This is a genomic window from Nitriliruptor sp. (assembly GCF_040882075.1).
Classification (GTDB): domain Bacteria; phylum Actinomycetota; class Nitriliruptoria; order Nitriliruptorales; family Nitriliruptoraceae; genus Nitriliruptor.
The window spans coordinates 1-13366 of the sequence record NZ_JBBEBZ010000180.1 but is presented as its reverse complement, the minus strand read 5'-3'; the positions used below and the strand labels follow the sequence as shown (position 1 = coordinate 13366).

Sequence of the window (13366 nt, the reverse complement as noted above, 5' to 3'; positions counted from 1 at the left end):
CCGGTCGGGCCGGTCACCAGGATCATCCCGTACGGCTTGCGGTAAGCGCTCTCGTAGCGGCGTTCGTTGTGGTCGAGGAACCCGAGGTCGTCGAGGGTCATCATCACCGACGTCTTGTCGAGGATGCGCATGACGACCTTCTCGCCGTGCACCGTCGGCAGGGTCGAGAACCGCAGGTCGATCGCCTTGCCGTGGACGTTCAGCCCGATGCGGCCGTCCTGCGGGACGCGCCGTTCGGCGATGTCGACCTCGGCCATGATCTTCAGGCGGCTGATGACCCCGGACTGGATCGACTTCGGGGACTTCATGACCTCGTGGAGCACGCCGTCGATGCGGTACCGGACCCGCAGCTCCTTCTCCCCCGGTTCGATGTGGATGTCCGACGCGCCATCCGCCACCGCCTGCGAGATGAGCAGGTTGACGAACTTGACGATCGGCGCGTCCTCGGTGACCGCCGTCAGGGCCGCCAGGTCCTCGGCCCCGTCGTCGCCGGCCAGGTCGTCGGCCATGGCTTCGATGTCGTCGGCCATGGACGCGTAACGGTCGACCGCGGCGAGGACGCTCTCGCGCGTGGCGATGACGACCTTGATGTCCATCTTGGTGACGGTGCGCACGTCGTCCATCGCGACGACGTTGGACGGGTCGCTCATCGCCACCACGAGACGGCCGTCCTCGAACCGGATCGGCAGCAGCGCGTGCCGCTTCGACAGGCTCGGCGCAAGCATCGTCACCGCCCGCGGGTCGACCTCGATCTCCGCGAGATCGACGAACTCCATGCCCACCTGGGCGGCCAGGGCCGTCACGAGATCGCGTTCGGAGATGAACCCGCGGTCGACCAGGATCCGACCGAGCGAACGGCCTCGTTCGCGCTGCTCCTCGATGGCCTCGTCGAGCTGGGCGTTGGTGATCAACCCCTGGTCGAGCAGCACCTGGCCGAGCTGCCTCATGGGGTCGCGTCTCCGGTCCGGGCTGCGGGGGGCGGACCGGCCGCTGCGGTCCTCACGTGGTCTCGTACCTGCTCGAGCAGGGTGACCAGCACGCGCTTGACGTCGTCCCGCTCCCGCGCGTCACAGGTCACCACCGGCACCGTCTCCGGCACCTCGAGACGCGCACGGACGTCGGCGATCGCCTCGGCGTCGTCCCCCGTGGCCTTGTTGATGGCGACCACGTGGGGCACGTCGGCCATGTCGGTGAACGTCTCCTGTATCCGGTGCGCCTCTGCCACTCCATCGGCCCCCGCCGGATCGAGCATAAGGACGAAGCCCAACATCCCCTCGGCGAGGATGTCCCACATGAACTCGAACCGCTGCTGGCCCGGGGTGCCGAACAGGTACAGCGCGAGGTCCCCGCCGACCGTGATCCGGCCGAAGTCCATCGCGACGGTGGTGGTCGCGTCGTCGTCGCCCGACACCGCCCGCTCGGTCGACAGGACCGTGATCTCCGAGATGGTGCGGATGAAGGTGGACTTCCCGGCGCCGTAGGGCCCGGTCACCACGACCTTGAGGGTGCGGGACCGCCGGCGGCTGCGGGGGGTGTCGGCCTTGGCTGGGGGGCTCACAGGGCCTGCACCCCTTCGATGAGCCGCGAGACCAGGTCCTCGTCGACGCTCGGGTCGGTCCGGAGGCGTTCGGTGCGGACCTTGGTGCGCAGCGACCGCGCGTTCGTGGCGCGGGTGGCGACCTCGACGAGGTCCTCGTCCGGCCCGACCACCGCCCTGGCCATCGCCTTGCGCCCCGGGCGGGGCGCCGCCGGAGCGTCGGCCACCTGGGCCTCGGCCGCGGGGGCCTCGTCGCGTTGTCCGGTCGCGGCGAGCTGGTGCTCGCGTTCGGACAGCGCGTCGTGGTCGTGCAGGAGCTGTTCGAGCCGCGACGGCGCGTCGGAGGCACCCACCTCGACCACACCCGCCTCGACCAGCACATCGAGGCTGCGGCGGGTGCGGTGCTCCCCCCGACCGGACAGGGCCACGAGATCACCGAGCGTGCGGCGACCGTCGATCAGGGTCAGCAACGCGAAGCCCTCGGCGGGCAGCTCGACCCGCCCGGCATCCGCGCTGTCGGGCTGGCGCACCGACACCACGTCGCTGAGCGATCCGGTGCGGGCATCGAGCGCCGACCAGGCTTCCAACCGGCGGGAGGTCTCCTCGAGCAGCTCGTCGACGGGGACGGCGAGGTCGAGCACCGTCGGACCGCGGCTCGCGTCGTCGACGATGGTGAACTGGAACCGGCCATCGGGCCAGCGCAGCAGGTCGAAGACGGCGTCCACGGTCTGTTCACGGACCAGCTCAGCGAGCGTCCCCGCCTCGACGGCACCTTCGGTGACGAGGGCGCGGGCGAGCTCGAGGTCGGTCGGCAGGTCGTCGAAGCCGTCGAGCACCCCGAGCAGGGTGTCGCCGGCGACCGCGCCGCTGCCGAGCACACGTCGGGCGAGCTGGAGCCGGTCGGCCTCGGCCGAGGCGTCACGGACCCGACCGTCGACGAGGTCGACCCGCCCGTGCCGCGCCCCGAACTCCACGCTCAGCCGGCCCGACTTCGTGGTGAAGGCGAGCAACCGGAGCACGTCCGGGATCGTGAAGTCGGTGAGGTCACCCTCGAGCACGGCGCGCTACTTCACTCGGACGCGGCGGACCGCGGCGGCAGGTGGTGGACGGCGCCGCCGTCGGAGGCCGGCGCGTCGAGGGTCGGTTCGGGGGCTGCAGGCGGGGCGGGAGGCGCCTCGTCCCAGCCGCGGTAGGCCGGAGCCGGCTCGTACGCCTGCGCCGCCGGTTCCTGCTGCTGCGGCGCTGGCTGCGGCTGCGCGAAGATCGGCGGGCGCTCGCCCGACGTCGGATCGCGGTGCGACGGGTCGTACCGCGGCACGTCCGGCTGCGGCGGGGCGTACGGCTGCTCGGCGGGCTGCTGCGACTCCTGCTGGGGCGGCGTTGGAGGCTGCTGCTCGTGTTCCGCGGGCGCCGGCTCCGCGGGCGCCGGTTCGGTCGCCCCTGCGGCGGCCTCCGGGGCGACCAGGTCGGACGGGCCGAGCTCCAGGGCGCGTCCGATGCGTTCGGCGGCGCGGCGCATCTCGAACAGCATGAACCCGATCTTGGCGGACCGGCCGGCGATCGCGGTCAGCACCGCCTGGTCCCGGGCGGACATCAGGAACACGAACCCGTGCTCACCCTCGACGAAGACCTGGTTCAGCAGCCCGCGGCCGAGTCCGAGTGCAGCCTGCTCACCGAGCGAGAGCAACGCCGCGCTCATCGCGCCGACACGGTCCTCCTCGAGCTCGTCGGGCAGCGCGGCGGCCATCGGCAGACCGTCGAAGGACACGACGGCGGCGGCTTCGACGTCCGGGGAGCTGCGGATGAACTCGTCGAGCGCTGCGGCGAGCCGGTCAGCGCGGCTGTCGGACTCGTACACCTCGTGACCTCCAGGTCCGCGTCGCCGGTCCGGGCAACTCCTGCACGGCGCGGGCGGGGACACGAGCGGCACGTGCGGTACCCGTTGCCTTCGACCGTCGGTCCGCACGACTTGAGGCAGCCGGCGGTCCCACCAGCGTAGGGAGCGGCTGGGGCACGTGTGGCGGGTGTGGTCGGTGGGTGTGGTGGTGGGTGCGTTCACGGAGCTCGCCCGCCCGGCCAAGCGCAGCGGGGCTCCCCGACGATCAGCAGGGCCCATCCGCGTCGGATGCGAGGACACTCTGCGCCGCGGCCACGGTCCGTTGGACGACCGACGGAGGGACCCCGGGGATGGTTCGAGCCCGTTCGACCAGCACGTCGCCGTCGAGGAGTCCAGCGGTTCGGAGCGCAGCGACGAACGCTCGGTCCTTGGTCCGAGCCGCGACGAGCTTGGAGATGCAGAGGTCGTGCAGTTCGGGGAAGTGCACGCTGAACTCCGCACCTCGAGCGTCCGCGACCGTCAGGGTCAGCACCCTCCCCTCCCATCCGGAGGGCAGCACGGCGGTTCCTGCCTCGACGCCCTCGGCGTAGTAGCCGTGCGTGGTGTGGAACAGCGACATGTACCCGAGGCTGCCCTCGACGGCGTGGTGTGCCGTGCCTGCGGGGTCGTCGAGCACGACGATGTCGACCTCGATCGACGCGAGCACGGCACCAGGAAGATCGTTCTCGTGATAGGCGCCGACCACGGCCTGCGAGCCGATCACCAGGACACGACGGACACCGGCCACCTGCGCCGCCGCACGTGCGACGTGGAGCACCTCCTCACGACGCATGCGTCTGCTCGAGCAGCCGGAGGCGTTCTTCGCCGGAGATGAGATCCAGCAGCGCGAACGGGCTGTCGGTCTTGAGGGCCGATGCCTCCGGTGACGTCGAGGTCAGCACCGCCACGACCACGACCGGCCCGGCGTCCAGCAAGGTCGCCCACGTACCGGCCCAGGATGACCGTCCTTCGAGGCGCGGTAGGACCTCCCGGGCTCGATCGAGGAGCGCAGGGTCGGCCACGACGAGCTCCGCGATCCGTTCGCACAACAGATCGACGAACCGTTGACCTGCTGGACGAACGCCGACGGGTCGAAGTTCGGTACCGGCTGCGGTCAGCACGCGCAGGAGCGTCGAGGCACGAGGATCCTTCGCTCCGGTCTCGTAGGCGGACAGCGTCGCGCTGGAGGTGCCCGCCTGAGCCGCGAGGTCGCGCAACGTCAGACCTGCCCGCGCACGCGCCTGCCGTGTCAGGATCCTCGGCTCCATCCGAACACCATCCCAGTCGCGCGAGCTATCTACTCAGATAGCGTACTGCCGGCAAGCGTCTCGTGCGTCACGCTGCACGGGCTTCCGCGCCGCCACGCAGCGTCTCCCGCTACAGACAGGTGAACCTGTCCACGGTTGCTCGGCTCCGTCGAGGCCGGTTCGCGTTCGTTGCCAGGATGACGGCACTGCGACACATCGACGAAAGAGGCGGCCATGCGGCCGTCGGATCGACCACCCTGGCCCGCACAGGAGTTCGTGACGACACCCGCATCGGTCGACATCGTTGTCACCGGCTCGGGTGCCTGCGCGATATCCACAGCGACCATTGTCTAAGCGCTCGACTGGACGTAGTCTAGGGGGTAGACCCTCGCGTATGAAGTCGATGCCGACCCGACGCCTCCGCAGGGCTCTCCGCGACCTTGGATGCGTCCACACCTCTACGGCGGGCTCCCACGAGAAGTGGACCGCACCCGGCGGGCACGTCGCCATCATCAAGGCCGGCGCCAAGGACCAGGCACCCGGAACGCTGCGGAACATCCAGGCCGCCCTCGCCGACGAGTTCGGCCCCACCTGGCTGGAGGAACTGCGATGACCGTCTACGACGTCCACGCCACCTGGGACGACACCGGATGGTGGATCGTCACCGTCCCCGACCTCGGACCATCCGCGGTCACCCAATGCCGCCGACTCGACCAGGCCGAACGCGATGTCGCCGAGGTCATCGAACTACTCACCGGCGAGATGCCCGGCAGCTACGCCCTCACACTGTCCTGGGACGAAGTGACCGCTGCGGCAACCGACGCCCGTCGGCTCCGGGCCGAAGCCGAACAGCTCGCCGACCGAGCACGGGCAGCCACCAAGGTCGCCGTCACCGAACTGCGTCACGCCGGGCTCTCGTACCGAGACATCGGCACGATGACGGGGATCAGCTACCAGCGAGCTCAGCAGCTCGTCGAAGGTTGACGGTCCGGCAGGGCCGCACGTACCAGCCCGTAGCCAGCTCGCGGAACGCTGAGTCGAGAGAGACGCGCGAGCGGAGCGGGTGGGCGACGGCGGGGGTCAGTCGCGGCAGTGCTTGGGGCCCTTGCCGTTGCCCTTGCTCGGTCGGTCCTCACACTCGGGCGGCCCGCCTGCGCCGTCGTCAGGGTCGGTACCGCCGTCCGGGGCGGGCAGGTCCGGCTGGAGGACGAAGAGGCCGAGCTCGAGGGTGTTGACGACCACGGTGCCGGAGCCGAAGTCGTAGCTGCTCCACGCCCCGGCGAACTCGCTGACGTCGACCGCGGGGACGACGTCGAAGTACGCCACCTCGTCGAGCTGCCCGGCCCGGAGCAGGTCGTCGTCCCAGGCCAGGATCCGCAGCCCCTCGTTGTAGTTCGACTGGTGCACGAACCGATCGTCGACGTACATGTTGTGGTCGATCGTCTGGCTGTCGTGGAGGTAGGTCACCGGGTCGCCCGGCGCCTGCAGATCGCTGACGTCGAGGATGTAGGTCGCGGTGTTCGTGACGGTCCCGCTCTGCTCGTCGAGTTCGTCGCCGAACAGGAACCAGTCCTGTCCCGGGGTGAGTGCGCCCTGGTGGGTGTAGGCGGCGGAGTCGTAGCCGGTGCGCGACAGCATCACGGGCGCGGACTTGTCGGTGACGTCCACGATCGTGACGGTGTCCTCGTTGCTGGCGAAGCAGATCTCATGGCCCTGGTAGCGCGTGTCGGGGCCGTCGTAGACGACGCACTCGACGTCGTGGGTGTAGCCGTCCTCGGCGAAGCAGCCCGCGAAGGTGGGTGCGAGCGGGTCGTTGACGTCGACCATGTGCAGGCCACCGTTGCAGGTGTTGGTGCCGATCAGGTACGCGAACCCGGTGTCCTCGTTGATCCAGACGTTGTGGCTGTTGCTGACGGTCGCCTCGGCGGGGCCCTTGTAGACAGCATCAGGCGTGACGATGTTGCCGACGCCCAAGCCGGAGCCGTCCCGGAGGCGGGTGAGGTCGAAGACCTGCATCCCGTGGCCGCTGTGCTCGGAGACCACGAAGGCGTGGTCGGCGTACACCTTGATGTCGCGCCACAGCGGCAGGCCGACCACGGACTGGGAGGGCATGGTCGCCACGACCTCGGGGGCGGTCGGTTCGGTGACGTCGACGAAGGCGGTCCCAGCGCTGGTCCCGGCGATGGCGTAGTCGCGGCCCGTCTCCGGATCGGTCCAGCCCCACACGTCGTTACCGGTCGGCCCACCGAGCTGCGCGACGGGGACCACGGCGGCGAGGTCGACGTTCTCGCAGGGGAACGGCCCGGCCATGCCATCGGTGCACTGCGCGGCGGCCAGGTCGAGGCCCGAGGTCCAGGCTGGGGCGGTGGCGGCGACCTCGCTGAGGTAGGCGAGCTTGGCGTCGGCCGGGCCGCTGAAGGCGACGAACCCGGTCGAGACAGCGAGCGCGATCGCAGCGAGGGCCACGGTCAGGGTGCGGAACGTGCGACGGGTCACGGGATCCTCCGGGCGTCGAGCGACGGCACGACCGGCCGTCGGGGGCTTCACGGAGGGCCAACGAGCGAGCGGCCGAGACGGCTCGCCCGATGGGACAGGGTCGAGGGGGCAGGAGATGAGCCCCGCGACGTCGGGTCAGGCGCCGTCGCCATCGCCATCGCCGTCGCCGTCGCCGTCGCCATCGCCATCGCCGTGAGCCAGCGCGGCCGTCGCCGCGGCCGACATCGTCGCGACGGGGGCCTCCGCGCCGGTCCAGCGCCGGTACGACGCCGCGGCCTGACCGATCAGCATGCCGAGCCCGTGGTGAGCGCCCACACCGGCCTCGTGCGCTGCCGTCAGGAACGGCGTCGGCCGGCCGTAGACCAGGTCGTAGGCGTCCTGTCCCGCCCGCAGGTCCTGGAACGCGTCCGGCAGCGGCTCGCCGCCCATCCCGAGCGGCGTGGCGTTCAGGACCGTCCGGGCCGCAGCGACCACCTCACGGACGGCAGCTCCGTCGACCACGTCCACGGCCTGACCGGTCGGCGCGCCGGCGCGGACGGCGAGGTCGGCCAGCTCCGCGGCGGCATCGACGCGGCGACCGACCACGGTGAGCGGACAGCCGATCCGGCCAGCGGCGACCGCCACCGCACGTGCGGACCCGCCCGTGCCGAGCACCACCCACGGTTGCCCGGGCGTCGCGGCGCCGTCGGCCAGCACCGCGTCCGCCAGGCCGGCGGCGTCGGTGTTGTCGCCGACCAGTCCGCCGGTCGTCCACGCCAGGGTGTTGACCGCGCCGATCAGCTTCGCCTCGTCGGTGAGCTGGTCGCACGCGGCACGGACGGCGAGCTTGTGCGGCACCGTGACGTTGGCACCCACGGCCCCGACCGCGCCGAGCATCTCGACCACCGCCAGCAGGTCGTCAGCGTCGACCGGCAGGGCGAGGTAGACCAGGTCGAAGCCCTGCTCGCGGAACGCGGCGTTGTGGATCACCGGCGACAGCGAGTGCCGGACCGGCGAACCGAGCAGCACGATCGGCCGGGTCGACGCCGTCGGCCACGGCGCACCGGCGGGTGGACGCATACGTGACCCTCCGGTCAGTCGGCCACGCCGCAGCCGCCGGTCTCGCGGAAGGCGCGCACGTTGTTGTTGTGCTCGTCGAGGGTGTCGGCGAACCGGTGGGTCCCGTCGCACTCCGGCGCGAGCACGTAGTACCTCGCCGTCGTGTCCTCGGGCTGGTAGGCGGCCAGGAACGAAGCGTTGCCGACGCCCGAGATCGGGGTCGGGGGCAGCCCGTCCACCTGGTAGGTGTTGTACGGGCTGTCGATCTCGGTGTCCTCGAACAGCACCCGGTCGGTCGGTTCGCCCCGGGCGTACAGGACGGTGGCGTCGATCTGCAGCCGCATCCCGTCCTCGATCCGCCCCTCGAGCACGCCGGACACGAGGTTCCGTTCGCTGTCCACGCGGGTCTCGCGTTCGATGAGGCTCGACAGGATCAGCCCCTCGTAGCGCGACAGCCCGCGAGCCTCGAGCGCCTGCTGGTCCTCCTCGGGGACCGGGTCCGCCGCGCGGCCGAGCTCGGTGACCATCCGTTGCAGCACGTCGAGCGCGGTGGCTTCACGGCGCACGTCGTAGGTCTGGGGGAACAGCAGCCCCTCGTACGGCTCGACGATCTCGTCGCCCGCCTCGGCGGGCTCGGGGACCCAGTCCGGCAGCTGCAGGACCCCGTCCTCGTTCCCGCCGGCGGCGGTCCGCTCATCGAGGACCGCGCGCAGGTCATCGACGGAGAGGTCGTCGAACTGGTCGGCGATGCGGTCGAGGGTCTCCTCGACCGTCAGGCCCTCCTGCACGGTGAAGCGGATGTCGCCGCCAGCGCCGCCGGTCGGACCGGCCGCGAGCACCTCGACGGCGGCCTCGTCGCTCATCCCGGTCTCGAGCGCGAAGACGCCGGGCTGCAGCCTGCTCACGAGGTCGGCGTCCTCGGCGGCGTTCACGAAGCCGCGCGCGGAGCCGACGACCCCGAGCTCCTCGAGCTGGTCACCGACGGACCGGACCGACTCGCCCTGGGCGACCGTGAGCTCGACCGGCTGGCCCGGTTCGACGTCGGAACCGATCGGTGACAGCTGCCCGCCGAGGAAGAGGGTCCCGACGACGACCGCCGCGATCCCCACCACGACCACGACCAGGAACACCTTGGAGCCTCGCGACAGTCGTGCCACCTGGTTGCCTCGCTGGTCGTGTGCGACGATCGTCCCGCGGCCGCGGGTGACGCTACTGCCCGGACGCCCGGCGCAGGCGCCGTTGGTGCTCGAGCACGCCCTGGAGCAGCACGGACGCCGCCACCTTGTCGACGCTGGCCTTGCGACCCGACCGTGACACGTCCGCGTCGATCAGGACCCGTTCGGCCTCAACGGTGGTGAAGCGTTCGTCCTGCAACGCGACGGGCAGCCCGGTCCGTTCGCGCAGGTGTGCGGCGAACCAGCGGGCCCGCTTGGCGGCCGCGTCCTCGGAGCCGTCGAGCTTGCGCGGCAGACCGACCACCAGCCCCGCTGCCTCGTGCCGGGCCGCGGCGTTGACGAGCGCGTCCAGGGTCGGCGCGTCGGCGTCGCGCGGGACCTGGAGGGTCTCAGCCGGCGACGCGAGCACCTGCCCCGGGTCGGACACGGCCAGGCCGACCCGGACCTCACCGAGGTCGATAGCCAACAGCCGTCCGGTCCGAGGCAGCTCGTCACCGAGGTCGCGTGCCTCGCGCCCGCTCACGCAGCACCTCGCGCGGCGTCACGGGCCTGCTGCGCGGCGACCTGGAGGGCCTCGTCGAGCTTGTCGCCCTGCTTGCCGCCAGCCTGGGCCAGGTCGCCACGACCACCGGCGCCACCGCCGACCACCTGGGCCGCCGGGTGCAGGATCGGTCGCGCCTCGATGCCGGCGTCGACCAGGTCCTGGGTCAGCGCGCAGATCAGCTGCGCCTTGCCGTCGGTCGCCGAGCCGAGCACGACCACCCCGCGCGTCGCCAGCCGGCCACGGATCTCGGAGGCGAGCGTGCGCAGGTCGTCGCCGACCACCCCGTCGATGCGGGTGACCACGACCGCCAACCCGTCCTCGCGGACGACCTCGTCGGCCAGCTGCAGCGCCTGCTGGGAGAGGTTGCCGGCACGGACCTTGGCCAGCGCCTTCTCCGCGCCACGGAGCCGGTCGACCAGCCCTCGGACCTTGTCGACGGCCTGGTCGATCGGCGCGTCGACCACCCGAGCGACCTCCTCGGCGACGAGGCGTTCGTGGACAAGGTGGCGGAAGGCGTCCATGCCGGTCAGCGCCTCGACCCGGCGGGTGTTGGACCCGATGGACTCCTCGCGGACGATCGCGATGGTCCCGATGGTCGCGCCGGACGGGACGTGGGTGCCGCCGCACAGCTCCTTGGAGAACCCGCCGATCGTGACCACGCGGACGACCTGGCCGTACTTGTCGCCGAAGTTCGCGACGGCGCCGGCGGCCTTGGCGTCCTCGAGCGCCATCACCTCGGTGTGCACGTGCGGGTCGTGCAGCACGCGGTCGTTGATGGTCGACTCGACCTCCTGGAGCCGGTCGCGTGAGACCGACTCGAAGTGGGGGAAGTCGAACCGCAGCCGCCCGGGCTGGACCAGCGATCCCGCCTGCTGGGCGTGGTCGCCGAGCACCTCCTTGATGGTGGCGTGCAGCACGTGGGTGGCCGAGTGGCTGCGCGCCGTGGCGAGGCGCCGGTCGGCGTCGACGACGGCCTCGACCGGCTGGCCCTGGCTGACCTCGCCGGCCACGACCCGGGCGCGGTGGACGATCAGGCCCTCGATGGCCTCCTGGGTGTCCACCACCTCGAGGCGGCCCGTCGGGGTGCGCAGCTCGCCGCGGTCACCGACCTGGCCACCGCCCTCGGCGTAGAACGGCGTGCGGGCGAGCACGACCTCGACCTCGTCGCCCTCCTGGGCGCTGCGGGTGAGCCCGCCGGGGGTCACGATCGCGCCGAGCTCGGCCTCGGCCCCCAGCGCCTCGTAGCCGAGGAACTCGGTCGTGCCGACGCTGCCGGCGGCCTCGCGGTAGGTCTCGACGGGAACACCGCCGCCGCCCTTCTTGGCGCCGGCGCGGGCTCGTTCGCGCTGCTCGTCCATCAGCGCGTCGAAGCGGTCCCGGTCGAGCGACAGCCCGGCCTCCTCGGCGATCTCCGCGGTCAGGTCCACCGGGAAGCCGTAGGTGTCGTGCAGCTCGAAGGTCACGTCACCGGGGAAATCGGCGCCGTCGCGGGCCCGGACGTCGTCGAGGGCGCGGTCGACGCGCTCGAGGCCCGCACGCAGGCGCGCCGCGAAGTCACGTTCCTCGGCACCGGCGATCCGGGTGACCAGCTCCCGTTGCTTGGTGAGCTCGGGGTACATCTGGAGGTTCGTGCGCAGCACGGTATCGAGCATCGGTACGAGCAGCTCGGCACCACCGGCGAGGTCCATGCCGAGCAGCTGCCCGTGACGGACGGCGCGGCGCAGGAGGCGGCGCAGGACGTAGCCCCGGCCCTCCTTGGACGGCAGCACCCCGTCGGCGATGAGCAGCGCGGAGGTGCGTGCGTGTTCGGCCACGACGCGGAGCGAGACGTCGCGCTCGGGGTCGTCGCCGTACCGCACCCCCGACAGCTCCTCCGCCCGGGCGATCAACGGCGTGAACAGATCGGTCCCGAACACGTCGGGCACGTCCTGGAGCAGCACGGCCATGCGTTCGAGCCCGAGGCCCGTGTCGACGCTCCTGGCGGGCAGATCACCGAGCACGTTGCCGTCGGCGTCCTGCTCCTGCTGCATGAACACGAGGTTGTAGTACTCGAGGTAGCGCTCACCGTTGACGACCGGTCCGCCCTCCTCCCCCCAATCGGGCCCGCGGTCGTAGTTCAGCTCGGAGCACGGACCGCAGGGTCCGGCGCCGCCCGTCGACCAGAAGTTGTCGGACGCGTCGAGGCGGGTGGACCCTTCCGGCACACCCACGCGCTGGATGCGTTCGAGCGGGACGTCGGTCTCCTCGAGCCACAGCTGCTCGGACTCGTCGTCGTCCTCGAAGATGGTGACCCAGATGCGTTCCGGGTCGAGGCCGTAGGCCGCGACCGACAGCTCGTAGGACCAGCGGATGGCCTCGCGCTTGAAGTAGTCACCGAACGAGAAGTTGCCGAGCATCTCGAAGCTCGACAGGTGGCGGGTGGTGCGGCCGACGTTCTCGATGTCGTTGGTGCGCACGCACTTCTGGAAGCTGGTCGCGCGCGGCGAGGGTGGGACGGCGTCGCCCATGAAGAACGGCTTGAACGGGACCATGCCGGCGATGGTCAGCAGCAGCGACGGGTCGTTCGGGATGAGCGGGGCCGAGCCGTAGCGCTTGGCGCCGCGTTCCTCGTAGAAGCGGAGGAAGGTCTCTCGGATGGTGAGGCTGTCCACGGTGGGGCTCCGGGTGGGGCGTCGCCTCGCGCGTGTCGCGCTGGCGGTGGTGCAGGGGCTGCGGCTAGCCGTTCGGGAGCGGTGCCTGTGCCGTCAGCTCGTGCAGTGGGTCGAGGTCGTAGTCGCGTCGCAGCTGCGCCTCGCGGTCGGCAGCGGCGACGCGGCCTGCCTCGGCGGCTGCGGCCAGGCGCGACTGCAGGCTGCCGGCGGCCCGGCCGGCCCGGTCGGCGAGGGCGACCGGGTGTGCGGCTCGGGTGGCGCGGTCGACCTTGCGGACCACGTAGCCCCCGACGAGGACGCCGGCACCGAGCCCGACCGCGAGCACGAACAGCGACCTCACGAGCCATCCTCACGGAAGGTGCGCACCGCGCGGGAGACGCCGGCCGAGATCGCCGCACCCTTGATGATCGGGTTGGTGACCGTGGCGTGCACGACCCCGACGAGCTGGTCGGTGGTCGCGGTGATGGACTGGACGCCGGCCACGATCGTGTCGACGCGGGCGAGCTCGACGTTCACCCCGGACACGGTCTCGTTGACGCCGCGCAGGATCGGGACGGTCTCGTCGGCGACGGTGCGCACGGCACCGATCACCTCGTCGACCGCGCGGACGGCACGGGCCACCAGCAGGCACAGCGCGATGACGAGCACGACCCACGCGCCTGCGGCGAGGACGATCATCCAGTCGGTGACGTTCACGGCTGGGGGGTCTCCTCGGCGGACGGGCGGGGGGCGGGGGTCGTGCCGGTTGCGGGGGTCGTGCCGGTTGCGGGGGTCGTGCCGGTTGCGGGGGTCGTGCCGGTTG

15 protein-coding genes are annotated in these 13366 nt (G+C 71.6%); 2 read left to right on the top strand and 13 right to left on the bottom strand.

Going from position 1 to position 13366, the window contains the following annotated elements:
• The 6 genes from WEB03_RS12300 to WEB03_RS12275 all read right to left on the bottom strand — a co-directional run.
• On the bottom strand, positions 1-947 hold a 947-nt coding region (locus WEB03_RS12300), incomplete at its 3' end, for a GspE/PulE family protein (protein ID WP_368071243.1).
• Positions 944-1558 (bottom strand): ATP/GTP-binding protein, encoded by a 615-nt coding sequence (locus WEB03_RS12295; protein WP_368071242.1) that lies wholly within the window; start codon positions 1556-1558, stop codon positions 944-946. The genes WEB03_RS12300 and WEB03_RS12295, both read right to left, overlap by 4 nt.
• Entirely contained in the window at positions 1555-2595 is a 1041-nt protein-coding gene (locus tag WEB03_RS12290; protein WP_368071241.1) for a DUF4388 domain-containing protein, read from the bottom strand. The genes WEB03_RS12295 and WEB03_RS12290 overlap by 4 nt, the downstream gene beginning before the upstream one ends.
• An 11-nt stretch (positions 2596-2606) precedes the next feature.
• On the bottom strand, positions 2607-3395 hold the full coding sequence (locus WEB03_RS12285) for a roadblock/LC7 domain-containing protein (protein ID WP_368071240.1): 789 nt from the start codon (positions 3393-3395) through the stop codon (positions 2607-2609).
• Between the two features lie 244 nt (positions 3396-3639).
• Entirely contained in the window at positions 3640-4206 is a 567-nt protein-coding gene (locus tag WEB03_RS12280) for a DUF6036 family nucleotidyltransferase (protein ID WP_368071239.1), read from the bottom strand.
• The gene (locus WEB03_RS12275; RefSeq protein WP_368071238.1) at positions 4196-4681 is read right to left on the bottom strand and encodes a helix-turn-helix domain-containing protein; all 486 of its coding nucleotides are present in this window, start codon (positions 4679-4681) and stop codon (positions 4196-4198) included. Before WEB03_RS12275 ends, WEB03_RS12280 begins: the two co-directional genes overlap by 11 nt.
• 382 nt (positions 4682-5063) lie before the next feature.
• Between WEB03_RS12275 and WEB03_RS12270 the strand changes: the two genes are divergently transcribed.
• Positions 5064-5273 (top strand): type II toxin-antitoxin system HicA family toxin, encoded by a 210-nt coding sequence (locus WEB03_RS12270; protein WP_368071237.1) that lies wholly within the window; start codon positions 5064-5066, stop codon positions 5271-5273.
• Positions 5270-5644, top strand: coding sequence for a type II toxin-antitoxin system HicB family antitoxin (locus WEB03_RS12265; RefSeq protein WP_368071236.1), 375 nt, complete (start codon positions 5270-5272; stop codon positions 5642-5644). Before WEB03_RS12270 ends, WEB03_RS12265 begins: the two co-directional genes overlap by 4 nt.
• A gap of 96 nt (positions 5645-5740) precedes the next feature.
• Here the strand turns inward: WEB03_RS12265 and WEB03_RS12260 are convergent, their stop codons facing one another.
• From WEB03_RS12260 to WEB03_RS12230, 7 genes are all read right to left on the bottom strand, one after another.
• Positions 5741-7156, bottom strand: a complete 1416-nt coding sequence (locus WEB03_RS12260; RefSeq protein ID WP_368071235.1) for a choice-of-anchor B family protein — start codon at positions 7154-7156, stop codon at positions 5741-5743.
• A 135-nt stretch (positions 7157-7291) separates the two neighbouring features.
• Positions 7292-8215 (bottom strand): shikimate dehydrogenase, encoded by a 924-nt coding sequence (locus WEB03_RS12255; protein WP_368071234.1) that lies wholly within the window; start codon positions 8213-8215, stop codon positions 7292-7294.
• Between the two features lie 14 nt (positions 8216-8229).
• Positions 8230-9351: an endolytic transglycosylase MltG gene (mltG, locus tag WEB03_RS12250; protein ID WP_368071233.1), complete on the bottom strand. Its 1122-nt coding sequence runs from the start codon at positions 9349-9351 to the stop codon at positions 8230-8232.
• A 52-nt stretch (positions 9352-9403) separates the two neighbouring features.
• Positions 9404-9892: a Holliday junction resolvase RuvX gene (gene ruvX / locus WEB03_RS12245; protein ID WP_368071232.1), complete on the bottom strand. Its 489-nt coding sequence runs from the start codon at positions 9890-9892 to the stop codon at positions 9404-9406.
• Complete coding sequence (alaS, locus tag WEB03_RS12240) at positions 9889-12564, bottom strand: alanine--tRNA ligase (protein WP_368071231.1); 2676 nt, start codon at positions 12562-12564, stop codon at positions 9889-9891. The genes ruvX and alaS overlap by 4 nt, the downstream gene beginning before the upstream one ends.
• Before the next feature lie 64 nt (positions 12565-12628).
• Positions 12629-12904, bottom strand: coding sequence for a hypothetical protein (locus WEB03_RS12235; protein ID WP_368071230.1), 276 nt, complete (start codon positions 12902-12904; stop codon positions 12629-12631).
• Entirely contained in the window at positions 12901-13260 is a 360-nt protein-coding gene (locus WEB03_RS12230; RefSeq protein ID WP_368071229.1) for a DUF948 domain-containing protein, read from the bottom strand. The genes WEB03_RS12235 and WEB03_RS12230 overlap by 4 nt, the downstream gene beginning before the upstream one ends.
• Between the last annotated feature and the right edge of the window lie 106 nt (positions 13261-13366).

Coding starts and splice junctions, on each gene's coding strand:
- WEB03_RS12275 (WP_368071238.1), bottom strand. CDS start 4,681: ATGGAGCCGAGGATCCTGACACGGCAGGCGCGTGCGCGGGCAGGTCTG.
- WEB03_RS12255 (WP_368071234.1), bottom strand. CDS start 8,215: ATGCGTCCACCCGCCGGTGCGCCGTGGCCGACGGCGTCGACCCGGCCG.
- WEB03_RS12265 (WP_368071236.1), top strand. CDS start 5,270: ATGACCGTCTACGACGTCCACGCCACCTGGGACGACACCGGATGGTGG.
- WEB03_RS12280 (WP_368071239.1), bottom strand. CDS start 4,206: ATGCGTCGTGAGGAGGTGCTCCACGTCGCACGTGCGGCGGCGCAGGTG.
- WEB03_RS12270 (WP_368071237.1), top strand. CDS start 5,064: ATGCCGACCCGACGCCTCCGCAGGGCTCTCCGCGACCTTGGATGCGTC.